The sequence below is a fragment of the Pseudomonas sivasensis genome, from assembly GCF_013778505.1.
GTDB classification, from domain to species: Bacteria; Pseudomonadota; Gammaproteobacteria; order Pseudomonadales; family Pseudomonadaceae; genus Aquipseudomonas; species Aquipseudomonas sivasensis.
Map to the genome: position 1 here is coordinate 23,306 of NZ_JAAOWU010000028.1, position 24,877 is coordinate 48,182.

The following is a 24,877-nucleotide window of genomic DNA, read 5'->3' on the forward strand; positions in this document are numbered from 1 at the left end:
CACTGTGAAAGCATTGCAAGGCGTTGAAGGTCATGTGGAGTGGTTGGACGAACCAAGTCCTACATGTGACGTAGGCCAAGTTCGCATTCGCGTGGCGGCTGCGGGTCTTAATCGCGCCGATTTATTACAGCGTGCTGGGCTCTATCCGCCACCCCCTGGCGCCAGCTCTGTGCTGGGCCTGGAATGTTCCGGGGTGATCAGCGAAGTGGGGCCTGGTTCCTCGTGGCAAGTGGGGGATCGAGTCTGTGCGCTGCTCGCCGGTGGTGGCATGGCTGAAGAGGTGGTGGTAGATGCTCGCCATGTGCTGCCGGTGCCGGAAGGTCTGTCGTTGATTGAAGCGGCGGCCCTGCCTGAGGTGTACAGCACCGCATGGCTCAATCTGTTCCAACTGGCGGGCCTCAAGCCCGGTGAGAAAGTGCTGCTGCATGCCGGTGCCAGTGGCGTGGGCTCGGCGGCGATCCAACTGTGCAAGGCGTTTGGCAGCCCGTGCTGGGTCAGCGTCGGCTCGGCGCAACGCTTGGCCTACTGTGAAGACCTGGGCGCCCAGGGCGGCGTGGTACGTACCGATGGGATCGAAGGGCTGCGGGATTTCGGGCCGTTTGATGTGATCCTTGACCCGGTCGGCGGCAGCTATGCGGCGCTGGATCTAAAGCTGCTGGCGCTGGACGGTCGTTGGGTGTTGATCGGTTTGATGGGCGGTCGCGAAGCGCAGTTGGACCTGGCCCAAGTGCTGGGCAAGCGTATCCAGTTGTTGGGCTCGACCCTGCGCAGCCGTGACGATCAGTTCAAGGCAGACCTGGTCAGTAACTTGAGCCAGCATGTCTGGCCGTTGTTTGCCGAAGGGCGCTTGAGCCCGCAGTTGGCCAAGACCTTCCCAATCAAGGATGCCGAGGCGGCGTTTGCTGAGCTTGCGACTAACCAGATTTCAGGGAAGTTGGTGTTGGTGATCGACGAAAGCGTGACCTGACCTTGAATTGAAATGCGACCAAATGGGGAGGGGGCTTGCTCCCGATAACCGTGTGTCAGTGAAGAATATTTCATCTGACCCACCGGCATCGGGAGCAAGCCCCCTCCACATTCGCCTGATTGGATTTCAATTCAAGATAGCGGGTGTCAGATCCAATGGTGGATTGGCCAACCAGCCTTCTCTGCATGCTCGCGCAGCACCGGATCCGGGTTCACCACCTGCGGGTGATCCACCTTCAGCAGCAACGGCAGATCATTGCGCGAATCCGAATAGAAGTACGCGCCATCCAATGTCTCACGTTCCTGCTCCAGCCAATCCAGCAATCGCGTGATCTTGCCTTCGCGGTAGGTGAGTACACCCACGGTACGGCCGCTGTACACGCCATGGCTCACGTCCAGATCAATCCCCAGCACCTCATCAATACCGATTCGCGCCGCAATCGGTTTCACCAAATGCGTTCCCGATGCCGAAATCACCAAAATCCGGTCGCCATTCGCACGATGCCTGGCGATGGTCTTGGTGGCCTCGCTGTAGATCAGCGGTTCAATCACGTCCTCCACCCATGGTTCGACCAGATGATCGATCTCTTCCGGGGTGCGGCCGATCATTGGCTCCAGGCTGAAGTCCATGAAGTCCTCCATGGCCAGTTCGCCGCGGCTGTAGGCGTCCATCAGTTCGTTGTTCCTGCGCATGAACGACTCGGGGTCGACCCATCCCAGGCGGCCCATCTGCTCGCTCCACAGGGTGGCGCAGTCGCCGTGGATCAGGGTGTCGTCCAGATCAAAAATTACCAATGCCATCCGTCACGCTCTCTTTGTAAATCGTTGCATCAGGCTACTTCACACAGCGCACTGGGGTCGATGGAAAGTGCCAGGCGTTGACCATCCGGGTGAAGATCGTCCGCCGAGCGGTTGAGCACATCGACGACCAGTTCCACGCCGCGCGCTTCGATGCGGTAGCGGATCACGTTGCCCAGCAGGCTGTGGCTGCGCACCAGTGCATCCAGTTCGCCGCTGCGGCTCAGTTCGATGGCTTCGGGGCGAATCGCGATGCGCCCACTGATCGGGCGTTGCAGCAATTGGCTGGCCTTGTCGGCGTCGAGCAGGTTGTAGTTGCCGATAAAACCGGCGGCGAACACGTCAACTGGCGCCGTGTAGAGGGTCTCGGCATCGCCGCTTTGCACGATCTTGCCCTGATTCATCAGGAAGATGCGGTCGGACATGGTCAGGGCTTCTTCCTGATCATGGGTCACGAAAATCGTGGTCAGCCCCAGTTCGCGCTGGATCTGGCGAATCTGCTCACGCAGGTGCTTGCGAATGCGTGCATCCAGCGCCGACAGCGGCTCATCCAGCAGCAGCAGGCGTGGGCGTGTCACCAGGGAGCGGGCGAGGGCCACGCGCTGGCACTGGCCGCCAGACATCTGGTGAGGGTAGCGCCCGGCCAGGTCTTTGAGCTCTACCAGTTGCAGTACTTCCTGCACGCGCTTGTGGCTGTCGTCGGCGTTGACCTTTTGCATGCGCAGACCGAAGGCGACGTTCTGTTCCACGGTCATGTTGGGGAACAGCGCGTAGCTCTGGAAGACCATGCCGATGTTTCTCTTCTGCGGGCTCAGCGGAACGATGTCCTGGCCATCAAGCAGAATTTTCCCACTGTCAACCGAGGTCAGACCGGCAATGCAGCGCAGCAGCGTGGACTTGCCGCACCCGGACGGGCCGAGCAGGGTGACGAACTCGCCTTTGGCAATTTCGCAGTTGATATCGCTAAACACGGGCGTACCGGAGTAGCCCTTTTGCAAGTGTTGGACGCTGACGAAGCTCATTGGCTTTTGTCCTTGTTCAAGATATTGGCGGCCCAGGTCAGCACCAGCACAAAGAAGAAATAGGAAATGACCACGGCACTGGTGAAGTGTCCGCTGCTGTTGCGCATGTTGTTGAGGTACACCTGCAGGGTCTCGTAGCGGGTGCCCACCAGGATGTTGGCGAACACGAACTCGCCGAACAGGAACGAGAACGACAGCAGCAGCGCCACCATCAAGCCTTTGCGCAGGTTGGGCAGCACGACGAAGATCGCCGCTTGCCAAGTGCTGGCGCCCAGCAGTTGAGAGGCGTCCATCAGGTCGCGCAAGTTGATGGCTTGCAGGTTGTTGGTGATCGCCCGGTACATGAACGGCAGCGCCACGGTGAAGTAGCAGCCGATCAAGATCCATGGCGTGCCCACCATTGCCAACGGCCCGGAACCATAGAGTTGCAGCAGGCCCACCGATGACACCACTGGCGGCACCGCGAAGGGCAGCAGGATCAGGATGTTCATCAGCGCGTCGAGCTTGGGAAAGTGGTAATGCACCACGAACAGCAGCGGCAGAATGAGCACCACCGACAGGATCAACGCGCCCACGCACACTAGCAGCGACTGCCCGAAGGCCATCAGAAAGCGCGGGTCGCTCCAGAGCTGCACGTACCACTTCACGGTGAAGCCCGCCGGCAGGATGGTTGCCGACCAACTACTGGCAATCGAGTAAACGAACGTGCCCACCAACGGCAATACCAGGATTGCAAAGAGCAGGTACACCACCACGCGGTGGTAGAGGGAGGCCGGGCCGGCTTCAGCGCGAGACATGGTAGCTCCTCTTGAGCAGCAGTTGATGGACCACGGTGATCACGGTCATCAGCGCCACCAGCACAACGGCCAAGGCGCTGGCCATGTTCGGATCCAGGGACACATCGCCGGAGACCAGCCCCGCGATACGGATCGGCAGCACGTTGAAGTTGCCGGTGGTCAAGGCGTAGACCGTGGCGTAGGCGCCCAAGGCATTGGCGAGCAGGATCACGAAGGTGCCCAGCAGCGCAGGCGTCAGCACCGGCAAACCGATGTGCCGCCAGAACTGCCAGCCATTCGCGCCGAGCAACGACGCGGACTCGCGCCAGTCTTCACGCAGCGCATCGAAGGCCGGGTACAACAGCAACACGCCGAGGGGGATCTGGAAGTAGGTGTAGAGGATGATCAGCCCGGTCTTGGAATACAGGTTGAAGTCCTGAATGATCCCGGCCTGCTTGAGCATGAGAGTGATGCTGCCGTTGAACCCCAGCAAAATGATGAACGCGAACGCCAGGGGGACGCCGGCGAAGTTGCTCGTCATGTTGGCGAAGGCGGTAACGAAGTTGCGCAGCGGCCCATCGACGCGGCGTAGCGAATAACTGCCGAGAGTGGCGATGATGATGCCGAAAATGCTGGAGTAAAAACTGATCTCCAGGCTGAACTGGATCGCTTGCCGGTAGAACTTCGAGCTGAAGATCCGGGTGAAGTTTTCCAGGCCCCAGCCGGCCTCTTCGGTTTGCAGGCTGTTGATCAGCACCCACACCAGCGGTGCGATCTCGAACACGATAAAGAACAGCGCGAAGGGCACCAGGCACAGCAATGCCAGCCATTTGCCGCGAGTCATGGCATTCACTTCAATAGCTCCCGGCATACAGGTTTGTCGTGGGGCACGCCCAGCAGTTCGCAGACGGTGCCGCACAGGTCGGTCTGTTTCGGCGTGGCGTTGGCATCCAGGCTGAAGGCATCGCCGAGGACGAACAGCGGCACTTCACGTTCTTCCGGCAGCAGGCCGTTGTGCGAGCGGTCGTTGTTCATGCCGTGGTCGGCGGTCACCAGCACTTGGCAGCCTGCGTCGAGCCAGCCTTGCAGGTAGTCAGCCAGGATGATGTCGGCCGAGCGTGCGCTGTTGCGGTATTGCGCGCTGTCGAGGCCGTGCTTGTGGCCGGCGTCGTCGATGTTCATCGGGTGCACCAGCAGAAAGTCCGGCGCGTGCTTGAGTCGCAGGCTTTCGGCGTCGGCGAACAGGTGGGAATCGGGGTAATGGTCATTCCAGTAGAAATGTCCGTGCTGGATCGCCAGCGTAGTGTCGTCGGTATGGCGATCACGAGCGGCGAGAAAGGGCGTGCGGTTATACAACTCGCTGACCCAATGGTAAGCCGCAGCCGCAGTGCTAAGACCTGCGTCGGTGGCGTAATGGAAAATGCTGCGCTGGTTGGACAGGCGCGCGACCTGGTTGTGCACGATACCGCTCTGGATCGGTGGCACGCCGGTGAGGATGCATTCATAGAGCGGGCGGGACAGCGAGGGCAGTTCACATTCCAGATTGTAGAGGGCTGCGCGTCCTGCGCCGACATAGGCCTGCAAGTGCCCCATGGCGTGTCGGGCAACCTCGAAGTTCAGGCCGTCGAGCACGACAAGGATGACAGTGTGCTTCATGGGGGAGAGCGCTCCGCAACGATTGACTTGGCTCAATTCCTCTGGAGGAACGGGGTCAGAAATGTGGGAGGGGGCTTGCCCCCGATAGCGGTGTGTCATGCAACGGATTTGTTAGCTGATCCACCGTCATCGGGGGCAAGCCCCCTCCCACATTGGATCTCCACTGGAGCTCCAATGTGGGATAAAACCCTTACTTCATCTCTACGATGACTTGCTCATTCCACAGCTGCGGCAGCTTCTTGGAAGTCGCTTCCCAGGCATCGGCATCCTTGATCGGTTGCGGGTTGGCCTTGGTGTACTGCTCGCCCGGAATCAGGTTCTTGGCGATTTCAGCCGGCAGTTTCAGGTCGGTTTCCGCACGGATCGGACGCGCATTGCCCTTGGCCAGGTTGAGTTGGCCGGCATCGCTGAAGATGTACTCGCGGGTCAGCTTGGCGGCGTTCGGGTGCTTGGCGTATTTATTGATGATGGTGGTGTAGCCGGATTTCACCGAGCCGTCCGAGGGGATCAGCACCACGTAGTCATCCGGGTTGGCCATCTTGGCTTTGTAGCTCAGGCCGTTGAAGTCCCAGACGATGCCTACTTCGACTTCACCTTTTTCCATGGTGGCGATGGTCGGGTTGGACAGGCCGAGCCGGCCTTGCTGGGCGATCTTGGTGAAGAACTGCAGGCCTGGCGCGATGTTCTTTTCATCGCCTTTGTTGGCGATGGCCGCCGCCAGCACGGCGTTGGAGGCCTGGGCTGCGGTGCTCACGTCACCCACCGAGACTTTGTATTTGCCGGTTTGCAGGTCGGCCCAACTGGTGGGGACTTCGGAACCGTGCAACAGCTTCTTGTTGACGATAAACGCGATGGTGCCGGTGTAGGCGAGGGCCCAGTGACCGTCTTTGTCTTTCGCCCAGTCCGGCACCGAAGCCCAGGTGGACGGTTTGTACGGCTGGGTGACTTCCTGCTTCACCGCAATCGGACCGAACGCTGCGCCGACGTCGCCGATGTCGGCGCTGGCGTTGTCTTTCTCGGCCTTGAACTTGGCAATCTCCTGGGCCGAGCTCATGTCGGTGTCGATGTGCTTGAGGCCGTAGGTCTTGGCCAGGTCTTCCCAGGTGCCTTTCCAGTTGGCCCAGTCATCGGGCATGCCGACGCTGTTGACGGCGCCTTCCGCTTTCGCGGCGGCTTCCAAGGTTTTTAGATCGGTATCAGCGGCCATGGCGGCGGTGCACATGGCAATGGTCGAGCCTAACAGTGATGCCAGGAAAAGCTGTTTCATCCGAAGCTCCTTTGGGCGTTTTCAACGCTGCGTTTTTATGAACGTTTGCGGTGGTGTTGGTCTAGGTCAGAGCAATACCTGAGCCAATTTAGGCTCGATGGATGACAGTTTCATGTCGTTGTCGTTTTTAACGCGCCGATGTCGCTCGGCACAGGCTGAGCGTAGACCATGCCCAAGTGCCCGTAGGCTCTGGACTTGGCCGGTGTATTGCAAGAGGTGCGGCATGCACTTGAGGCGGGCTGTCATCTGTCGGTCATCTGCAATGCCTACGCTTGCACGCAGTCGCAAGGGCCCGATTGCGGAGCTTTTATGCACCTGAACGGTGCTGGTCTAGTCCAGATAGGTAACGTTGATGCGTGATGAGGCAATCAAGGCGGTGACATCCATCGGCCTGGCGCTGCAAGAGCAGATCGACCATGGACTTTTGCCGCCTGCAAGCAAACTGCCCGCCGAGCGCAAGCTCAGCGAGTTGTTCGGTACCACCCGAATTACCGTGCGGGAAGCCTTGTTACAACTTGAGGCCCAAGGGCAGATTTATCGCGAGGAACGCCGGGGTTGGTTCGTGTCGCCGCCACGATTGGCCTACAACCTGATGCAGCGCAGCCACTTTCACGCGATGGTCAACGACCAGGGCCGCGTGGCGTCCACCGAAGTGATTTCGGCGCGCCTGCAACCTGCATCGGCGGCGGTGTGTGCATGGCTGCAACTGCCGGCGTTGTCCAGCGTGATCCAGATTTGCAGAAGCCGGCGGATCGATGGGCGACTGGTGTTGTATGTGGAGCACTACCTGAACCCGCAATATTTCCCGGGGATTCTTGAGTGCGACCTGAATCAGTCGATGACCGAGTTGTACGTGCGCAAATACGACTTGCACTACGGACGGGTGCGCTTCGAGATTGTGCCGACGTCACTGCCGGTGGAAGCCGCCGCCGCATTGCGCGTGTCGGTGGGCAGCCCGGGTTTGCGGATTGCTCGGGTTAACTATGACCAGCACCAGCGCTTGATCGACTGCGACCTGGAGTTCTGGCGGCATGATGCGATTCATGTGGGAGTGGATGTGGTTTAACCACCGCTCTCCCGGCGCTGAGCTTGCTTCTGTAGTGAGCAGGCTTGCCCTGCGCTGGGCTGCAAAGCAGCCCTAAAACAGGGTGCTGGTCACCTCCATATCAGTGACTGAGCGTCTTGATCACCTGATCCACATTGGTTTCCAGCTCCGTCACCGGGTCTGCACCGTCGACATTCAGCACCAGCAATGTCGAGCCGCCTGCCGTGATGGCGGCTTTCACCGCTTCACTCGGCTGGCGATGGTGCAGCACCACGGCCACATCGTTGTCCTTCAATTCAGTACTGAGTGTGTGCAACGCCTCAGGCGTCCACTCGGCATCAGGTCGCGCATCGGTGCTGATCAGTTCCAGGTTCAGGCTGCTGACCAAATACCCAAAGTGATCGCTCAAACTGACCACACTCAGGTTGTCCGCCTCGGCCAGCCGGGCTTCGCTGTCGGCGGTGAGCTTGAGCAGGCGTTGCTTGAGTGCAGCCAGATTGGCGTCGATTTTCACCTTGGCGCCCGGTGCCAGGCGGCTCAGGTCGGTGGACAAGACATCGGCCATGCGCCCCAGGTTATTGCTCGATTGCCATGGTTGGCTGTTCAAACCGTCAGCGACGCCCGGCTGCACGGCGATCCCCGGCAACCCGCCGTCCACGGGGCGTGCGGCATCGACTTCGACAATGCGGATGTTGCTGCGCCGTGCCACGGGGTACAGCGGATCATCTGCCCACAGCGAGCGCAGGCCGATGGCGGCGTCGGCGTCCTGGGCCAGCGCGCTCAGTGCGGAGGCGCCACGGCCGGTGAAGTACGACACCTGGCGCGAGCCCGGCAGGTTGGCCGGGGCTGCGCGCTCAAGCTGCACGTCGGTGCCTTTGAGCAGCACCTCGGCCAGGCCATAAGTGATCGGCAGCGACGCCAGCACCTTGACCGGTTTGGCGGCGTGGGCAGCCGGTTTGACTGCCTCGGCGGCGATCAGCGGCGGAGTAATTAAACAGGCGATGACCAAGGCGAGAGGCTGAAGAACAGAGCGCATTATCCAAAGTTCCCTTTGAGGCTGGGCACGGTGCCGCGCGCGATGGCGGCAAAAGCGAAAGCGATACCAGCCATCAGGATGATCGCGGCACCGGAAGGAATCGGCAGGTCGAAGATGATCGGCAGCAGGATCCCGCACAGGGTACTGACGGTGGCGATCACCACCGAGACCCAGAAGAAACCTTTGAGCGACTGGCTCAACAGGCGCGCCGCCGCAGCTGGAATCACCAGCAGGGCGCCGACCAGAATCGCGCCGATGACCTTGACTGCCGCGACGGTGATCAGCGTCACCAGAATTACGAACAGATAATCGAGGGTCTTCACCGCCACTCCGCGCACTGCCGCCAGTTGCGGGTTAAAACTGGCGAGCATGATGCGGTTGTACAGCGGCAGCGCCAGAGCCATCACCAGCGAGCCGACAATCGCCAGCACCAGCAGATCGTTACCGTTGACCGTCAATACCGAACCAAACAGCACGTTCTCCAGGATGTGCACGTTGATCTTGCCCGCCAGGATCAGCAGCAGGCTCGCGCCCAGCGCCAGGGACACCGACAGGAACACGCCGATCAAAGTGTCCGGCGCCAGGCCGGTGCGGTTACGCAGGTAATTGAGCAGGATGCCAAACAGCAGGCAGTAACCGAACAGACTGCCGTAGGGGCCGGTGTAGGGTTCGCCGAGCAAAATGCCCACGGCGACGCCGGTCAGCGCAGCATGGCCGACGGCTTCGGAGAAAAACGCGAAGCGCTTTACCACTACCAGCGTGCCTAAGCCGCCGAGCACTGGGCCGATCAGCAAACCGGCGAGCAGGGCATTGACTACAAAACCATAGGCCAGTGCCTCCGGCAGGTAACCGGCAGAGGCCCAGCCCTGGACCATCAGGCGAAACGCTTCATAACTCATTGCGCCGGGCTCCGAGGGTGGGTGGAGAACAGGGTCAGCAGGCGATCCGGGGTGAGCGCCTCCTGTGGTGTGGCGTCGAACAGCACGCGGCGGTTAAGGCCGGTAACGCGGTCGGCCAGACGGCCTACGGCTTCGAGGTCGTGCTCGATCCACAGCACGGTCATGCCGGCGAGGCGCCAGTCACTGAGCAGGCGTTCGAACACCTGGATGCCCGCTTCATCGAGGGCCGACATCGGTTCATCCAGCACCAGCAATTGCGGCGCAGGGATCAAGCCCTGGGCCAGCAGCACGCGTTGGCGTTCACCTCCGGACAGTGCACCCATGCGCCGCTTGCGTTTGTCCTGCATGCCGACCCGTTCCAGAGCCTCGCCAATCGCCGCGGCGTAATGCTTGGACAAGCCCAGAAACGCCGGGCGCCGCTGGCACATGGCGGCCATGAAATCGTCCACGGTCATCGGCAAACCCCGGTCGAATTCCAGCGCCTGGGGCACATAGCCGATTGTGCCCGGCGTGGTCGGCCACTGCAGGCTCAAGCGACCCTGATGCGGCGTTTGTCCCAGCAGGGTCTTGATCAGCGAGCTTTTGCCGCCGCCGTTGGGGCCGACCAGCGCGTGGATGCTGCCCGGCTGCACCTGGAAACTCACGCCGTCGAGGATCACGGTGCGGCCCAGGGTCAGGGACACTGTGTCGAAGTCGAGTGTCGGGCCGACGCTGGCGACCTTCAGGGATTGTGCCGCCGTCATGCGCCCGACTCCTGAATCGCCCGGACCACCGTGTTGAGGTTGCCGGTCATTTCCACTTCGTACTTTTCAGCGCTGTATTCGCCATAGGAAATATGCGACAGCGGGTACAGCTTGACCCCGGATTCACGCTGGATGGTGTCGACGTAGGTGGAGGGGAAATCCATCTCCGAGAAGATCACCTTCACGTCCAGGGCGCGCAGTTCGTCGATGGTCTTTTTCAACTGGCTGGGGCTGGGCTCAATGCCGTGGGCCGGCTCTACCACGGCGGTGACTTCCAGGCCGAATTCACGCAGCAGGTAGTCGTAGGCCGCATGCACAGTGGCGACGCGCAGGTCCGGGTTAGGCGCGCTGGTCAACTTGGCGAGGGCGTCGGCGCGCATCTGGCGCAGGCGTTTGCCATAGGCACGCGCGTTCTCGGTGTAGGTCTTGGCGTTGTCCGGGTCGAGCTTGCCCAGCTCACGGGCGATGTTGTTGACCTGGGCAATCGATGCACTGATCGACAGGAAGGTGTGCGGGTTGACCACCTTGCCCGCACCGCGCGCGGCATTGCCGGTGGCGGCCAGCAACGGCACGTTGGCGTTGGCTTCGATCACCGGGATGTCCGGGCGCTCGCTGGTGGCGATCATACGGTCGGCGAAGTCGTCGTGGCCGACGCCATTGAGCACGATCACGTCCAGGGTGCCGATGCGCTTGATGTCTTCGGCGCGCGGCTCGTAGGCGTGTGGGTTGAAACCGGCTGGAATCAGCGGCACCACGTCGGCCTTGTCGCCGACGATATTGGCCACGTAGCTGTAATAAGGGTGCAGGGTGATGCCGATACGCAGGCGTTTAGCCGCTTCGGCGTTGGCCAGCGGGGCGAGTATCAGGCTGAGCAGGCTGACCAGCACCAGGCGCAACAGGGGAGATGAAATAGACATGGGCAATCGGTCTTCTCGTTCAGTGACGGTGCTGGCGGGTAACGCCGGCATCGAATTGCGCGACCACTTGCTGCCAGCCGGCCGCGATCAGCGCCTGGTCAGTGAGGTCGGAGGGGGCGGCCAGGTCTTTGCGGCGGTTGAGCCAGATATCCGGCTCGGTGCCTTGTACGCGCATCAGCAGTGAACCGCTGGTGGTCGGAGCCTGGCTCAACCCGAAGTAGGCCGCAGGCGCCAGTAACTGCCAGCGGTGATCGCCACGGCTGACTGAACTCGCATCCTGGGCGAACGGCGCGAAGCCTTCTTCGGCCAATTGCCCAGGCGTCGGCAGGGCGCTTTGCTCTTGCTGCAGCAAGTGGATTTCATCCAGGGTCACCCGCAAGTCGGCGTAGATGCCTTGCTCGGCGGCGCTCAGGTCGCGGCGGGCGTCCAACTGGTGGCTGGGCACGGCGGCCACTTCCTGGGATTCGCCGTGCAGCGCCACCACCGTGCCGGCGACCGCGAGGATGATCAGGCACAGCAGCAAGACGTAGAGGGTTTCGTGGCCAGCGCCCGCGGGACGTACAACGTGTGTCGTACTCATTGAGACTGGATATCCGCTTGGTCGATTTCAACGACGTGGCCAGGGCCGGCGTCAAACAGCACGTAGAACTCGGCGGATGGCTTCTTGAAGGTCAGGGTCGAATCCTGGCCGAGCTTGCCGGGCACCAGGATGGTTTCGTCGTAGCCGATCACATCCAGGGTCACGCCGGGCGCCCCGCTGCCGTCGGAGAAGCCGCCCTTGCACTGGATCTGCTCGCCTGGGATTTCCTTGCATTCGCACATAGGGTTGTGGGCCAGGGCCACGGTACTTAAACCCGCGCACAGCAACAGCGCGGCGCGGGACAGGTGCTTGATCATCATGGTTTGACTCCTTGCTTGTTCAGCCAGGCAATGGTGGCAGGCGAGGCCTGGCTCAGCGGGATGGAACCCTGGTGCATCGTGCCGTCCCAGCCTTCCATGGTGACCCACAGTTCGGCGTCGGCAGGTGTGCGTTCAGGGACGGGCAGGGCAGCGCCCATGCGGTACGGTGTGCCAAAGAAGATCACCCCGGCCGCGCGCAGGCTGCGTGGCTTGCCGATGCGCAGGTAAGTAGCCTTGACCTGGTCGGCACAGGTGTCGCACAGGGCGGCGTTGAAGAACTTCATCGGGCCGGCCGGGTCCGGGCTTGGGCCCTCATTGCGGAACTCGGCGAGGGTCAGGCTCCAGGGGCCAACCTGTATTTCTCCGGCCACCCGCTCGCCGATACCCGCGTCACCGCGAAACAGTGCGGCATCGGCAAAATACTTGGGCATGAAGCCCAGGGGCACCAGCAGTAGCAGAACATTGATATGGAATCGCCATTTCAGCCAGAAAGCCCGCAGGGGAGTCGGCGGTGTCGCTGCGACCTTGCTCATCAGTGGCTCTCCGAAGTTTCAGCCTGCAAGGCCGGGGTGGAAACAGGCTTGCGCTGGGTCTTGGCCTCGCGCTTGAGGGCATTGAGGGTGGCCAAGGCGGTGCGCTTGGTCCAGATCAGCAAGCCGCTCAAGACCATCATGCTCAGCACCAGGCCGAAGAACGCCCAGATCAGCTTGATCCACAGTCCGCCAAAATCGCCGGTGTGCAGCGGGCGCATGGATTCGGTGACGAACTCAAGTGCGGTGCGGTCGGACAGGAGGTGCGAGACAGCGATTTCGCCGCTATAGGGGTTGAGTTGGGCGGTTTGGTACATCAGTGGGTACCAGCCGCGGCCGCCGATTTGCAGGTGGCTGTAGGCGTTGAAGGGCATGCGCACGAAGCTCGCTTCCAGGCCAGGGATGCGCTGGGTCGCAATGGTGATGGCCTCATCCAGGGGAATCATCGGTGCCGGCACACCTGCTGCCGAGGACGGTACTTTTTCACGGGCGATCACCGGGACGATGGGCTCGCTGGAAATTGAAATCTGGTTGTCCCCCAGGATCGCCTGGATCAGGAACCAGGTGCCGGTGATGGAAATGACTGCGATAAACCAGATAGACCAAATACCGCTCAGGCGGTGGAAGTCACCCCAGAAGATTCGCGCACCGTGGCGAAACCGCAGGGTTGGTTTGAAAAAACCTTTCCAGAAGCGCTTGTAGACCACCAGCCCGGTAACCAGCGAGGCCAGCAGCGGCAGACCAAGCAACGACACCAGGTACCAGCCCCAGCTGTAGCCATTGGTGAACGGCACCAGCCACCAGCCGTGCAGCGCACGGGTGAACTGACGGAAATTGAACGACGGGCTGATGCCCTGGATCGCGCCGGTGTAAGGGTTGACGTAGACCTCAAGCGAGCGCCCGTCGGGGTAGCTGAGGTCGACACTCAGGGCGAAGTGCGACTCATCTGGGCGGCTGAGCGATTGGACAATCACCTCGGGCTCGGCACGCTTGATGGCGCTGATCACTTGGTCGTAGCTCAACAGTTCGGCGTCATCCGACGGTTTGCTCGCGCGGATATCCGGGTTGGCCAGCCAGACGATTTCCTGGCTGACCACCGCCAGGGTGCCGGTGACGCAGACGATCAGTACAAAGAACCAGATGGGCAACGCCAGCCAGCTATGTACGAGAAACCAGAGTTTGGAGCGTGACTTCTTCGACATGTAAATGAGGGTCTTGATCGGAGGGGGCGAGGGAGGCCCGGAAAAGGCCAGTCGTAGCTTTTGCTGACGCGACAGGCTGTATCTAAATAAGACGGATGAGAATGAGAAATCCCTAACCCGGATATGAAAGAAAATGTTTCGGATTCACATTCGGTGGTTTTTTACCCGTTTATCGAACACGAAACATGTTCCGAGCTATCACCGAGCAGGCGTTGATAGGGCCGGCGCGCTGCGTAGGATGGGCTTGGCCGTTGAACGGCCCGCCCAAAATGACTGCCAGAACCCTTTACGACAAACACGCGTGGGTGCCGCCGAAGGCTTTCTTGTAGCGCTCGATGCCCTCGGTGGCATTGTCGATGCGCAGGTCCGGCCTTTCACGATAGGCCACGCCAGTCAAGGGCTCCGGCGGTTACGACGAGAAAGCTCAACTGGGCTCGAGCAATTGCGCACCAGGCCCGCGCTCACCCAGCAGGTCATCCTGATTGCGCAGCGGGCATGCTTCCAACGACAAGCATCCGCAGCCGATGCAGCCGTTGAGCTTGTCGCGCAGCAGCATCATTTTGTTGATGCGCTCGTCCAGGTCTTCGCGCCACAGTGCCGACAAACGTTCCCAGTCTTTGGCTGTGGGGGTGCGGCCATTTGGCAGCGTCTGTAATGCCTCGCCAATCGTCGCCAGGGGAATCCCCAAGCGCTGGGCGATCTTAATCACCACCACGCGGCGTAATACATCCCGCGGATAGCGCCGCTGATTGCCCGCGTTGCGATTGCTCTGAATCAGCCCCTTGGTTTCGTAGAAGTGCAGGGCCGTGACGGCCACGCCGCTACGGGCGGCCAGTTGGCCGACGGTGAGTTCCTTGGTAATCATGAAAACTCCGATTAAGCGCTTGACCTTGACTTAACTGGAGGTTTTACCCTGCGTGGCATCGAATCGCAAGATTCTGCCTACAGTGGAAGGGGAGTATTCATGCAGGTATCAGAGAAGAATCACGGCTTCACTCAGCTGATCGAGTTCCATATCGAGCCTCAGCAGCAAGTTGCCCTGGTGGCGGCCTTGTCCACCCAAAGCGAGCGTTTGGCCCAGGGCCATGACGGATTTCTCAGTGCGAGCGTGCAGGTCAGCGATGACGGCCGGCGGGTGCTTAATTACCTGCAGTGGACGTCCCGAGCGCACGGTGAGGCAGCGTTCAAGCGTTTTGAGCAGGGTGAGGAAGACTTCTGGACACTGATTCGCGCCCATCAGGCCACGGCGGTGACCTTTGGTTCGTTCCAGGTGCTGCGCAGTTTTGAGCGCAGCCATGACAATGCATTGCATTGCCGTCTATATGGATAAATGCAGCATCCGTTCACCTTGCACGTTCTCCCCCGGCCGACGCTTATTCACCGCCAATTCGCCAATCTTGATCAGGCGTGTGCGCGTGACGTTACGGCTCAGGCCCAGCAGGTTGGCGGTGTGCACCTGGTTGTAATGGCTGAAACGGTAAGCGGCCCGAAGCAGGGCGTCTTCGACCTTTTCATGCAGGGCGCCAGCCTGTTCTTCGAAGAGCTTTTGGAAGGCGCGCTCCAACAAGGCTTCGGCGCTGTTGTCGGTGCCGTGCTGACTGTCGTCCTGGCGCTCAATGCGCATGTTCGACAGGCGTAAATCATCCCGTTCGATCACGCCGTTACGGCAGATCAGCAGGGTGTGGTGGATGACGTTTTCCAGTTCGCGGATATTGCCCGGCCAGCTGTAGCTCTTGAGTTTTTGTTCGGCTTCGCGACTGATCGTGATCGGGCCGTAGCCCAGGCGTCGGCTGTAAGCCTCGATAAAGTGCCGGGTCAACGGCAGGATATCGCCGGGGCGCTCGCGCAGCGGGCTCAGTTCCAGGCTCACCACGTCGAGTCTGTAGTAGAGGTCTTCGCGGAAATGCCCGGCGTTGATGGCTTTTTCCAACTGCACGTTGGTTGCAGCCAGTACGCGCACATCAATCGGAATGCTCTTGCGCGAACCTAAGCGTACGACTTCGCGTTCCTGTAGGACACGCAGCAATTTGACTTGGATGGGCATCGGTAAATCGCCGATCTCATCAAGGAACAACGTGCCGCCATCGGCTTCTTCGAACCAGCCAGCCTTGGCGCTGAGGGCGCCGGTAAAGGCGCCTTTTTCATGGCCGAACAGTTCGGCCTCCACCAGGGATTCAGAGAAGGCGCCGCAGTTCACTGCCACGAACGGGCGGTTGCGCCGCGCGCTGAGGTTATGAATGTGGCGCGCCACCAGCTCTTTACCGGTCCCGGTTTCGCCGATGATCAGCACGCTGGCTTCGCTGGGCGCCACTTGCTGGATATGGTCGAGCAGCGCCTGGGATTTCGGGTCTTCGAAGACCTGGGCCGTGGCGCGAATCGAGGTCGCAAGGGCGGGCGAGGGCGGTAGGGTTAGAAGCTGCATGGGCACCTCTTTTTTATGAATAGAACGTAGGAATCGGCAGGGATTGGTTCAACGCCCAGTCCCCCAGTTCATGGAGCTTGTAGTCCACCGGGTCGTGCAGGGTTTGCGTGCGCAGGTTGCGCCAGTGGCGATCCAGGCGCAGGGAGGCATGGGTTGAACGTGCGCCGGTAACTTCAAACAGACGGCTGCACAGATCCAGGCCTCGGCGGGTGGCGGCGACCTTGGCGGTGGCGATGGCAATTGCCAGTTGGCCGCGCTCGTGTTCGCTGAGGTTTGGCCCTTTGGCCCAGGCTTGGTCCAGTAGCTCGGCGGCTCGCTCCACCAGCAGGCGCACGCCTTGGAGGGCCACCCAGAACTCGCCGTAGTGGTGGAGCACGTAAGGATCCTGGCGCACGTCCTCGGCCGAGGATTTGTGCCAGGCACGGGTTTCGGTGAGGGTGTAGGTGCGTGCTTCTTCGAATGCGCCTTCGGCAATGCCGAGAAACATATGGGTAAAGGTCAACTGTGCGATCAGCGGGCGCAGGCAGGCGAACGGCGTGCTCAGCGGGCCTGGGTCGAGCAGCAATTCCGACTCTTCGACGCGCACCCGTTCGAAGCTGGCGCTGCCGCTGTCGGTCTGGCGTTGGCCGATATTGTTCCAGTCATTGTGCAGAGTGATGCCGCTGCGCCCACTGGGGATGGCGGCAATCAGCAGTTTGCCGCCGGCATTTTCATCCACCGCCGAGGCGATCAGCATTTCCGAGTCGCTGGCGCCGGAGCAGAAGCTCTTTTTGCCGGAGAATTCGCGCCAGCCGCCGAAGTCCTTGACCACGGTGCGCGTGTCCAATGGATTGAGGGCGTTGCCCCAGAACCAGTTCTTGCGGGCGGTTTGTTCGAACCAGGGTTGCCATTGGTCCGGGCGTGAAAACAGGCGCACGGTGGCCAGCATCAGATGATGAAAGCCGAAGACGTGGGCGATGGAGCTGTCGACCTTGGCGAATTCGCGCACGATGCCCAAGGTGTCGCTCCAGCGGGCGCCGAGGCCGCCGTATTGGGTGGGAATGCTCAGGGCCAGCAGGCCGCTGTGGCGCAGGGCGTCACGCTCGGTTTTGGGTGTGCCGCCGCGCTCGTCGCGTTCGACGGCGCTGAGGGCGAATTCGGCGGCCAGCAGTTTGGCGGTCTGCAGGGGAGATGGCAGGACGCTGTGGGGTTTGGCTGTCACGGGTTTTCCTCTTTATTGGCAGCAGCGGCCCGGGCCGGTGCCGCCGCTGCGCCGATCAGGCCTTGGCCGGCAGTACATCGTTGGCAATCATTTCGCCGAACGGGCCGGTGAGGTTGGTGATACCGCGTCCAGCGAGGCTGGCGTAGGGTTCCGGCAGCAGCGGGAACACCAGTTCGGCGAAGCGATAGGCCTCTTCCAAATGCGGATAGCCGGAGAAGATGAAGCTCTCGATGCCCAGGTCGGCGTATTCCTTAATGCGTTCGGCCACTTGTTGCGGGTTGCCCACCAACGCGGTACCGGCACCGCCGCGCACCAGGCCGACACCGGCCCACAGGTTGGGCGCGATTTCCAGGTTGTCGCGGCGCCCGTCGTGGAGGGCGGCCATGCGGCGCTGACCTTCGGAGTCAAAGCGCGAGAAGGATTTTTGCGCGGCGGCGATGGTGTCGTCGCTGATGTGCTCGATCAGTTTGTCGGCGGCTTTCCAGGCGTCTTCTTCGGTTTCGCGCACGATCACATGCAGACGAATGCCAAACTTCACCGTACGCCCGTGGCGCGCGGCGCGCTCACGCACATCGGCGAGTTTTTCCGCGACGGCGGCGGGCGGCTCGCCCCACGTCAGATACACATCCACCTGTTCGGCGGCGAGGTCGTGGGCGGCGTCGGAGGATCCACCGAAGTACAGCGGTGGGTAAGGCTTCTGCACCGGTGGGTAAAGCGCCTTGGCGTTTTGCACGCGCAGGTGTTTGCCTTCGAAATCCACCGATTCACCCTGCAATACGCGGCGCCATATCCGTAGGAATTCGTCGGAGACTTCGTAACGTTCAGCGTGGTCGAGGAAGCTGCCGTCGCCACGGTTTTCGTCGGGGTCGCCACCGGTCACTACGTTGATCAGCAGACGGCCGTTGGACAGGCGATCCAGGGTGGCGGCCATGCGTGCAGATACAGTCGGCGAAATGATGCCGGGACGAATGGCCACCAGGTAACGCAGGCGTTCTGTCAGCGGTACCAGCGCCGAGGCGATGACCCAGGAGTCTTCACACGAGCGGCCGGTAGGAATCAACACACCGTAGTAACCCAGGTTGTCAGCCGCCTGGGCGACTTGCTTCAGATAATTGAGAGTGACCGGCCGGGCACCTTGGGTGGTGCCCAGGTAATGACCGTCGCCATGTGTCGGCAGAAACCAGAAAACATCCATAACCAATCCTTAAGCGATTTTCAGCAGAGAAGGGGAGTGCGCTGCAAACAAGGGTGCAGCACGTTCTGCCGCAAGGCGTATCCGGCCCTTCAGGGGCTCACTGGTTATTTGGTAGTCGGTGAAGTCGGCTTCGGTGGCGTACACACCGATCGGCAGGGTCAGGGCCTGGAAGAAGGCGAACAGCGGGCGCAGTTGATGATCGAGGACCAGCGCGTGGCGTTCGCTACCACCGGTGGCGGCGAGCAGCACCGGGGTGTTGACCAGGGAGTTGAGACCGACCAGATCGAACAGGTGCTTGAGCAGGCCAGGGTAGGAACCGCGATAGACCGGCGCGGCGACGATCAGCAGGTCGGCCTGTTCGATGGCCAACAGTTGGGCTTCGACTTCGGCGGGCAATTCATCGCGCGACAGTGCACCGCCCAGTGGCCGGGCAATGTCGCCCAGTTCGATCAGTGTGGTCTGGATTGGCAGCAGGGTGGCCAATTCGGCCAGAACGGCTTGGGTCAACACCAGGGTGCGCGACGGGCGCCAGGTTCCGCCGGAGAGGGCAACGACATTCAGTGGACGGGTCATGAACAGTTCCTTTTTCAACAGTGGTTCATAGCAAGTGAGGTGCAAGGTGTTGAGCAAGAGCTGTACCAACGGCTGCAGGCCTTGATTGGCTTGGGCTGTGGCTCACTGCTGAAAAATGTTGCTGTTGCCTGCCTGGTGATTTGTTGAATGGCTGTTGCCTGGGCAACAGTTGCTTGGCGAACAGTGCCTGGCAGAATTGGAGCTAGTTATAGAGGGTTACTGTTATTCCGTAAATGAACGTATTTCCATATTTATAGATCATAAAGAAATATATGAGAGGGCTATCGGAGGGGGCTTCGGCGGTTGATAGCGACTATCACGGACGGTGATTTTTCACCGAATGACGTCGGGAGTAGCCTGTGTTCATTGACTCGAAACCTCCTTTGCAGAGCCGCCGCCATGAACCGATTCCTCGCCGTTTGCTTATTGATTGTCAGCGCCGTACTCGCCGGCTGTGCGAGCCATCCATCGCCAGAATTACGTCCCTACTCTGCCGAAGAGACCAAGCAATTGGCTCTTGAAGCGCTGAGTCGTCGAGGCTTGTCGTTCGATGAATATCAACAGCAGCGTGCGGCACTGACCGGTCAGCCACAGAAGTCCTTCGGCTTTGATCGCCAAGGTGAAATGAATGCCGAGCGCGACGTCGTACTTCATGGTCGTCCTAGTTGATCGCGTTCTGCGCAGCAAAAAGCCCGAGGCGCCCTTTAAGGACCTCGGGCTTTTTGTTTTCCATGGCGCGACTTCAGCCTGTTAAGCTGAATTTCAGGAGCGTTCCTACGCACATTTACTTAAAATTGTCCTTCTTTAATGGCATTCGATCCGGTAGACATGACGACCTCTGTTCCGGCCGATGCTCCTGAGACGCCGCTCTCGGGAACCTGCTTTGCGAGTCTTAACTGTCATGAATAAACGTCCTTTGTATTTCGACTACGCCGCCACCACCCCGGTGGACGAGCGGGTCATCCAGGTGATGGTCGAGTGCCTGGGCTTCAACGCCAATTTCGGTAACCCCGCGTCCAGTTCCCACGCTTACGGCCAGGCGGCCCGGCAAACGGTTGAACAGGCGCGTCGCCAGGTGGCCGAGTTGGTGGGCGCACAGCCTGAGCAGATCGTCTGGACCTCCGGCGCCACTGAATCCAACAACCTCGCCATCAAAGGCGTGTTCCAGGCGCGGGGTGTGGCCGGTGGGCATATCATCACCAGCCAGATCGAGCACAAGGCCACGCTGGACACCGCGCGACAGTTGCAGGAAGCCGGCGTAGCCGTGACCTATCTGGTACCCGACGCCGACGGTTTGATCAGCGTCGACGCGGTCAGTGAGGCGTTGCGCGAAGACACCTTCCTGGTTTCGCTGATGCTGGTGAATAACGAACTTGGCACTCTGAATGACATCCCCGGCATCGGCGCGCGGGTGCGTGAACACGGCGCGCTGCTGCATGTGGACGCGGCTCAGGGAGCAGGCAAGGTGGCGATCGATCTGGCGCAATGGCCGGTGGATTTGATGTCGTTTTCTGCGCACAAGTTGTACGGCCCCAAGGGTATCGGCGCGCTGTACGTCGGGCCTCGGGCGCAACAGAAGGTGTTGGCGCAGATTCATGGCGGCGGACACGAGGGCGGCTTGCGCTCCGGCACGTTGGCGACCCACCAGATTGCAGGGATGGGCACGGCATTTGCGCTGGCGGCGCAGTCGTTCACCGAAGAGAAAGCGGTGATCGTCGCGTTGCGGCAACGCCTGCTGGATCAGTTGGCATCGATCGCCGGTGTACGCCTCAATGGCAGTGCCACGCAACGTATTCCCCACACCCTGAGCCTTACGTTCGGCGAAGGTGAGTTCAATGCCGCGGCATTGAGCGCCGGTATCGCTTTTTCAGCGACGTCGGCCTGCAATTCTGCGAGCAATGCACCGTCCCACGTGTTGCTTGCCCTTGGCCATAACGCCCGCTCGGCCGGCCGCACCATTCGCTTGAGTCTGGGGCGGTTCACTACCGAGCAGGATATTGACCAAGCGGTGCTATTGATTAAGGCCGCACTGGCCAGCGCGCCGGCCTTCTGGGCCGTCTGATTTTCACATAACAATTATTAGTGGTTAGCAGGAGACACAATGAGCACGCAGCCTTTGACCCATGGAACGGTTCCCCAGCGCCTGGCGCGCACCCGCGAACTGATGAGCCGCGAGGGCATCCACGCCCTGCTGGTGCCGTCGGCTGACCCGCATTTGTCCGAATACTTGCCGGGTTACTGGCAGGGCCGCCAATGGTTATCGGGTTTCCATGGCTCGGTGGGGACGCTGATTGTCACCGCAGATTTCGCCGGCGTGTGGGCCGACAGTCGTTACTGGGAACAAGCGACCAAGGAGCTCAAGGGCAGCGGCATCGAGCTAGTAAAACTGCAGCCGGGCCAACCTGGACCACTGGAGTGGTTGGCCGAGCAAACTCCGGAAGGCGGTGTGGTGGCGGTGGATGGTGCAGTGATGGCGGTCGCTTCGGCGCGCACCTTGAGCGCCAAGCTGGCAGAACGCGGCGCGCGCTTGCGTACCGATATCGACGTGCTCGATACGGTTTGGACAGACCGTCCAAGCCTGCCGAACCAGCCGATTTATGCGCATCTGCCACCGCAAGCGACCGTTAGTCGTGGCGAGAAGCTCGCTGCACTGCGCGCCAGTTTGAAAGAGAAGGGCGCCGACTGGCACTTTATCGCGACCCTGGACGACATCGCCTGGTTGTTCAACCTGCGTGGCGGCGACGTTTCATTTAACCCAGTGTTTGTATCGTTTGCGCTGATCAGTCAACAGCAGGCCACGTTGTTCGTGGCGCTGAGTAAAGTCGACGCGGATCTGCGTGCTGTGCTTGAACAGGATGGCGTGGCGTTGCGCGATTACAGCGAGGTCGCGGATGCCTTGCGTGCAGTGCCGTCGGGTGCAGGGTTGCACGTCGACCCTGCCCGCGTAACCGCCGGCTTGCTGGAAAACCTGGATGCTGGCGTCAAGTTGATCGAAGGATTGAATCCAACCACATTGGCCAAATCACGCAAGAGTCTGGCAGACGCCGAGCACATCCGCCGGGCCATGGAGCAGGATGGCGCCGCTCTGTGCGAATTCTTCGCCTGGCTGGACAGTGCGCTGGGCCGTGAGCGCATCACGGAGTTGACCATTGATGAACACCTGACCGCAGCCCGTACCCGTCGCCCCGACTATGTGTCGCTGAGTTTCAACACTATTGCCGCCTTTAACGCCAATGGCGCAATGCCCCATTACCACGCCACCGAGGAAGAGCATGCGGTGATCGAAGGTGATGGCTTGCTGTTGATCGACTCGGGTGGCCAGTACTTGGGCGGCACAACGGATATCACACGCATGGTGCCTATCGGTACGCCGAGTGAGGAGCAGAAACGAGACTGCACCCGGGTGCTGAAGGGCGTTATTGCGCTGTCCCGTGCGCATTTCCCGAGGGGGATTCTATCGCCGTTGCTGGATTCCATTGCCCGTGCGCCGATATGGGCTGATGGTGTGGACTACGGCCACGGTACTGGGCACGGCGTAGGTTATTTCCTCAATGTGCATGAAGGTCCACAAGTGATTGCTTATCAGGCCGCCGCCGCTCCGCAAACGGCGATGCAGCCGGGGATGATCACTTCCATTGAGCCGGGTACGTACCGGCCGGGGCGTTGGGGTGTGCGTATCGAGAACCTGGTGCTGAACCGCGAAGCGGGCAAGACCGAGTTTGGTGAGTTTCTGTCGTTTGAAACCCTGACGCTTTGCCCGATCGACACGCGTTGTCTTGAGCCGTCGCTGCTCACCACGGATGAGCGCGCGTGGCTCAACGCGTATCACGCGCAGGTGCGTGAGCGCTTGAGCTCGTTGCTGAGCGGCGCGGGGCTAGAGTGGTTGCAACTGCGTACGGCAGCTATCTGATCTGAAGCAAACGCCGCCTGCGATCTGCTTGCAAGCGGCGTTCAAGGATGAGTGTTAATCGAGAGCTGATTGGGCACGATGAGCAGTCGAGGATGACTGCTCGGGGGCGATTACTTACAGATAACGATCATGCTGCGGCTGGTGTACCCGGCAGGATTGATGCCAAAGGGATAGTCCCCGGGTTCCTCGGAATTGTCACCGGACTTGGCGATGACCCGATATCCCTTGGTACCGCAAGAGTTGGTTGCACTGGTGTAGCACTGGTCCCAAGAGGAGGACAGGCCGGAACAGTTGATATGCAGTCCTCTTTTTCCCCGTTTTACTTCTGTCTTGGTAGTCGCGGCACAGCCAGCAATGGCTACGACCATTAACACTATCAAAATTCGCTTCATTCCCATCCTTAATAGCCACTTCCCAATACTTGAAGCCGGCTCTACTCGCTCTCGAGTGTAGTGTTCGCGCTGTCCTTGTCGAAAAACTCCATGAATGACATTCGTTTAGCGCTTAAACATGGCCTAAATGAGCGGCAAATGCCAGAGGTACATTCAAAGATGATTCAATCCGCTGGAACCAGTGGTTTCGAGTCATTGCGCATCGTCAGCGTCGCGCCTACCGAGGCCAGGATAATGCAGGTAATGGCCAGCCATTGTGCCAGTGATAAGTACTCTTGCAGAAAGAGTAGGCCTGAGAGCGCGCCGAATACGGGTTCGATGCTCATGAGGGTGCCAAAAGTTCGTGCAGGGAGGCGCGTCAGCGCTACCATCTCCAGGGTGTAGGGTAGGGCAGTGGACAGAGTGGCGACGCCGATGGCTATTGGAATCAGCGCAGGCGTCAACAAGGCACTGCCAGCGTGGACGATGCCAATGGGCGCGACAAACAGTGCTGCGATCATCACCCCAAGAGCGGCGGTCTGGACGCCGTTGTCGTTACCTGCTTTCTGTCCGAACAGGATGTAGAGTGCCCAGCAGACTCCCGCTCCTAATGCATAGGCTGCGCCAACTAAGTCGATACCATTGCTCGCTTCTCCCATGGGGATCAATAGAAGCAGGCCGACGATTGCGAGGGCAATCCACAGGAAGTCCACCGCCCGGCGCGACGCGTAAATGGCCACTGCAAGAGGTCCCGTGAATTCTAGGGCTACGGCGATGCCCAGGGGCACGCTGCGCAGTGACATATAGAAGAGGAAATTCATGCCGCCCAGGGCCATTCCGTAGATGACCACGGTGCGCAGGGACTTGGCGGTCAGCTTGGCGCGCCATGGTCGCAATATGAGCAGCATAATCACACTGGCGAAAATTAGGCGCAGGGTTGTAGTGCCTTGTGCGCCTACAATCGGGAACATGCTCTTGGCCAACGAGGCTCCTGACTGGATGGAAGCCATGGCGATCAGCAGCAGGCCGACAGGAAATAATGCCGAAGCCAGGCTGCGGGGAGAGGTGGTCATTGGGATGTACGTCCGATGTCATATTTGAGTAGCAGAGGCTGCTATGATGCTTAACTACTTGGAATTGAGCAATATATTGCTCAGTGTTATGCGGGTGGCTGTCTATATATAGAAGGACATGAAGGTTGGTGGGCGACTTGATAGAAAAACCAAATTAAAGGTTGACGTAAAATTCTGGGAGCCTATAATTCGCCCCACTTCCGGCGCAGTCGAAACGGAAAACTCCTTGGTAAACAATGAGTTGCGCAGTTTTCGGCAGTAAGTTGCTTCAGTTCATCGAAGCCAAAAGGAAGTTGAAAAAGAGGTGTTGACAGCAGCGTGTAACGCTGTAGAATTCGCCTCCCGCTGATGAGAGATCAGAAGCGCAAGTGGTTG

Annotated in this window: 27 protein-coding genes; 6 read left to right on the plus strand and 21 right to left on the minus strand. The window is 60.3% G+C overall.

The window, feature by feature from the left end:
- Positions 1–4: 4 nt before the first annotated feature.
- On the plus strand, positions 5–967 hold the full coding sequence (locus tag G9Q84_RS27675; RefSeq protein WP_181644431.1) for a zinc-binding dehydrogenase: 963 nt from the start codon (positions 5–7) through the stop codon (positions 965–967).
- Between the two features lie 146 nt (positions 968–1,113).
- Here G9Q84_RS27675 and G9Q84_RS27680 read toward each other — a convergent pair whose 3' ends face one another.
- The 6 genes from G9Q84_RS27680 to G9Q84_RS27705 all read right to left on the minus strand — a co-directional run bounded on the left by G9Q84_RS27680 (position 1,114) and on the right by G9Q84_RS27705 (position 6,485).
- On the minus strand, positions 1,114–1,767 hold the full coding sequence (locus tag G9Q84_RS27680) for an HAD family hydrolase (protein WP_032886000.1): 654 nt from the start codon (positions 1,765–1,767) through the stop codon (positions 1,114–1,116).
- 29 nt (positions 1,768–1,796) lie between these two features.
- On the minus strand, positions 1,797–2,786 hold the full coding sequence (locus G9Q84_RS27685; protein ID WP_032886002.1) for an ABC transporter ATP-binding protein: 990 nt from the start codon (positions 2,784–2,786) through the stop codon (positions 1,797–1,799).
- Positions 2,783–3,583 (minus strand): ABC transporter permease, encoded by an 801-nt coding sequence (locus G9Q84_RS27690; protein ID WP_032886004.1) that lies wholly within the window; start codon positions 3,581–3,583, stop codon positions 2,783–2,785. Before G9Q84_RS27690 ends, G9Q84_RS27685 begins: the two co-directional genes overlap by 4 nt.
- Positions 3,570–4,406, minus strand: coding sequence for an ABC transporter permease (locus tag G9Q84_RS27695; protein ID WP_163033160.1), 837 nt, complete (start codon positions 4,404–4,406; stop codon positions 3,570–3,572). The genes G9Q84_RS27690 and G9Q84_RS27695 overlap by 14 nt, the downstream gene beginning before the upstream one ends.
- Positions 4,407–4,411: 5 nt before the next feature.
- Positions 4,412–5,218 carry an alkaline phosphatase family protein gene (locus G9Q84_RS27700; protein WP_181644432.1) on the minus strand — a complete coding sequence of 269 codons (807 nt, stop codon included), beginning with the start codon at positions 5,216–5,218 and terminating at the stop codon, positions 4,412–4,414.
- A gap of 190 nt (positions 5,219–5,408) precedes the next feature.
- Positions 5,409–6,485 carry an ABC transporter substrate-binding protein gene (locus G9Q84_RS27705; RefSeq protein WP_032886007.1) on the minus strand — a complete coding sequence of 359 codons (1,077 nt, stop codon included), beginning with the start codon at positions 6,483–6,485 and terminating at the stop codon, positions 5,409–5,411.
- Between the two features lie 352 nt (positions 6,486–6,837).
- On the opposite strand from G9Q84_RS27705, the gene G9Q84_RS27710 reads away from it, so the two are divergent.
- Positions 6,838–7,551, plus strand: coding sequence for a UTRA domain-containing protein (locus G9Q84_RS27710; RefSeq protein WP_032886008.1), 714 nt, complete (start codon positions 6,838–6,840; stop codon positions 7,549–7,551).
- A gap of 100 nt (positions 7,552–7,651) precedes the next feature.
- Here the strand turns inward: G9Q84_RS27710 and G9Q84_RS27715 are convergent, their stop codons facing one another.
- From G9Q84_RS27715 to soxR, 9 genes are all read right to left on the minus strand, one after another.
- Positions 7,652–8,566, minus strand: a complete 915-nt coding sequence (locus tag G9Q84_RS27715; protein WP_181644433.1) for a metal ABC transporter solute-binding protein, Zn/Mn family — start codon at positions 8,564–8,566, stop codon at positions 7,652–7,654.
- Positions 8,566–9,465, minus strand: coding sequence for a metal ABC transporter permease (locus G9Q84_RS27720; protein ID WP_032886010.1), 900 nt, complete (start codon positions 9,463–9,465; stop codon positions 8,566–8,568). The genes G9Q84_RS27715 and G9Q84_RS27720 overlap by 1 nt, the downstream gene beginning before the upstream one ends.
- On the minus strand, positions 9,462–10,208 hold the full coding sequence (locus G9Q84_RS27725; protein ID WP_032886012.1) for a metal ABC transporter ATP-binding protein: 747 nt from the start codon (positions 10,206–10,208) through the stop codon (positions 9,462–9,464). Before G9Q84_RS27725 ends, G9Q84_RS27720 begins: the two co-directional genes overlap by 4 nt.
- On the minus strand, positions 10,205–11,125 hold the full coding sequence (locus G9Q84_RS27730; protein ID WP_181644434.1) for a metal ABC transporter substrate-binding protein: 921 nt from the start codon (positions 11,123–11,125) through the stop codon (positions 10,205–10,207). The genes G9Q84_RS27725 and G9Q84_RS27730 overlap by 4 nt, the downstream gene beginning before the upstream one ends.
- A 19-nt stretch (positions 11,126–11,144) precedes the next feature.
- Positions 11,145–11,705: a DUF6162 family protein gene (locus tag G9Q84_RS27735; protein ID WP_032886014.1), complete on the minus strand. Its 561-nt coding sequence runs from the start codon at positions 11,703–11,705 to the stop codon at positions 11,145–11,147.
- Complete coding sequence (locus G9Q84_RS27740; protein ID WP_032886016.1) at positions 11,702–12,025, minus strand: hypothetical protein; 324 nt, start codon at positions 12,023–12,025, stop codon at positions 11,702–11,704. Before G9Q84_RS27740 ends, G9Q84_RS27735 begins: the two co-directional genes overlap by 4 nt.
- The gene (locus tag G9Q84_RS27745; RefSeq protein WP_032886017.1) at positions 12,022–12,558 is read right to left on the minus strand and encodes a hypothetical protein; all 537 of its coding nucleotides are present in this window, start codon (positions 12,556–12,558) and stop codon (positions 12,022–12,024) included. The genes G9Q84_RS27740 and G9Q84_RS27745 overlap by 4 nt, the downstream gene beginning before the upstream one ends.
- Positions 12,558–13,757 (minus strand): PepSY-associated TM helix domain-containing protein, encoded by a 1,200-nt coding sequence (locus G9Q84_RS27750; protein WP_099603147.1) that lies wholly within the window; start codon positions 13,755–13,757, stop codon positions 12,558–12,560. The genes G9Q84_RS27745 and G9Q84_RS27750 overlap by 1 nt, the downstream gene beginning before the upstream one ends.
- A 424-nt stretch (positions 13,758–14,181) precedes the next feature.
- The gene (soxR, locus tag G9Q84_RS27755) at positions 14,182–14,622 is read right to left on the minus strand and encodes a redox-sensitive transcriptional activator SoxR (RefSeq protein WP_032886019.1); all 441 of its coding nucleotides are present in this window, start codon (positions 14,620–14,622) and stop codon (positions 14,182–14,184) included.
- 99 nt (positions 14,623–14,721) lie between these two features.
- Between soxR and G9Q84_RS27760 the strand changes: the two genes are divergently transcribed.
- A complete protein-coding gene (locus G9Q84_RS27760) occupies positions 14,722–15,087 on the plus strand; it encodes an antibiotic biosynthesis monooxygenase (protein ID WP_122755845.1) in 366 nt (121 codons plus the stop codon).
- Here G9Q84_RS27760 and G9Q84_RS27765 read toward each other — a convergent pair.
- Genes G9Q84_RS27765 through msuE form a run of 4 tightly spaced genes read right to left on the minus strand, consistent with a single transcriptional unit; the run spans position 15,076 to position 19,148 of the window.
- Positions 15,076–16,179: a sigma-54 interaction domain-containing protein gene (locus G9Q84_RS27765; RefSeq protein ID WP_122755846.1), complete on the minus strand. Its 1,104-nt coding sequence runs from the start codon at positions 16,177–16,179 to the stop codon at positions 15,076–15,078. The genes G9Q84_RS27760 and G9Q84_RS27765 overlap by 12 nt on opposite strands.
- 13 nt (positions 16,180–16,192) lie before the next feature.
- On the minus strand, positions 16,193–17,380 hold the full coding sequence (locus G9Q84_RS27770) for an acyl-CoA dehydrogenase family protein (protein ID WP_181644435.1): 1,188 nt from the start codon (positions 17,378–17,380) through the stop codon (positions 16,193–16,195).
- Between the two features lie 55 nt (positions 17,381–17,435).
- A complete protein-coding gene (ssuD, locus tag G9Q84_RS27775) occupies positions 17,436–18,575 on the minus strand; it encodes an FMNH2-dependent alkanesulfonate monooxygenase (RefSeq protein ID WP_032886023.1) in 1,140 nt (379 codons plus the stop codon).
- A gap of 9 nt (positions 18,576–18,584) precedes the next feature.
- Complete coding sequence (gene msuE, locus G9Q84_RS27780) at positions 18,585–19,148, minus strand: FMN reductase (protein ID WP_095184335.1); 564 nt, start codon at positions 19,146–19,148, stop codon at positions 18,585–18,587.
- Positions 19,149–19,547: 399 nt separating this feature from the next.
- On the opposite strand from msuE, the gene G9Q84_RS27785 reads away from it, so the two are divergent.
- From G9Q84_RS27785 to G9Q84_RS27795, 3 genes are all read left to right on the plus strand, one after another.
- The gene (locus G9Q84_RS27785; RefSeq protein WP_181644436.1) at positions 19,548–19,817 is read left to right on the plus strand and encodes a hypothetical protein; all 270 of its coding nucleotides are present in this window, start codon (positions 19,548–19,550) and stop codon (positions 19,815–19,817) included.
- Positions 19,818–20,049: 232 nt separating this feature from the next.
- Positions 20,050–21,210 carry a cysteine desulfurase family protein gene (locus G9Q84_RS27790; RefSeq protein ID WP_181644437.1) on the plus strand — a complete coding sequence of 387 codons (1,161 nt, stop codon included), beginning with the start codon at positions 20,050–20,052 and terminating at the stop codon, positions 21,208–21,210.
- 39 nt (positions 21,211–21,249) lie between these two features.
- Positions 21,250–23,058 carry an aminopeptidase P family protein gene (locus G9Q84_RS27795; RefSeq protein WP_181644438.1) on the plus strand — a complete coding sequence of 603 codons (1,809 nt, stop codon included), beginning with the start codon at positions 21,250–21,252 and terminating at the stop codon, positions 23,056–23,058.
- A gap of 110 nt (positions 23,059–23,168) precedes the next feature.
- On the opposite strand, the gene G9Q84_RS27800 is transcribed toward G9Q84_RS27795, so the two are convergent.
- Complete coding sequence (locus tag G9Q84_RS27800; RefSeq protein WP_032886026.1) at positions 23,169–23,450, minus strand: hypothetical protein; 282 nt, start codon at positions 23,448–23,450, stop codon at positions 23,169–23,171.
- A 164-nt stretch (positions 23,451–23,614) separates the two neighbouring features.
- Positions 23,615–24,502, minus strand: a complete 888-nt coding sequence (gene rhtA, locus G9Q84_RS27805) for a threonine/homoserine exporter RhtA (protein WP_181644439.1) — start codon at positions 24,500–24,502, stop codon at positions 23,615–23,617.
- Positions 24,503–24,877 lie beyond the last annotated feature (375 nt).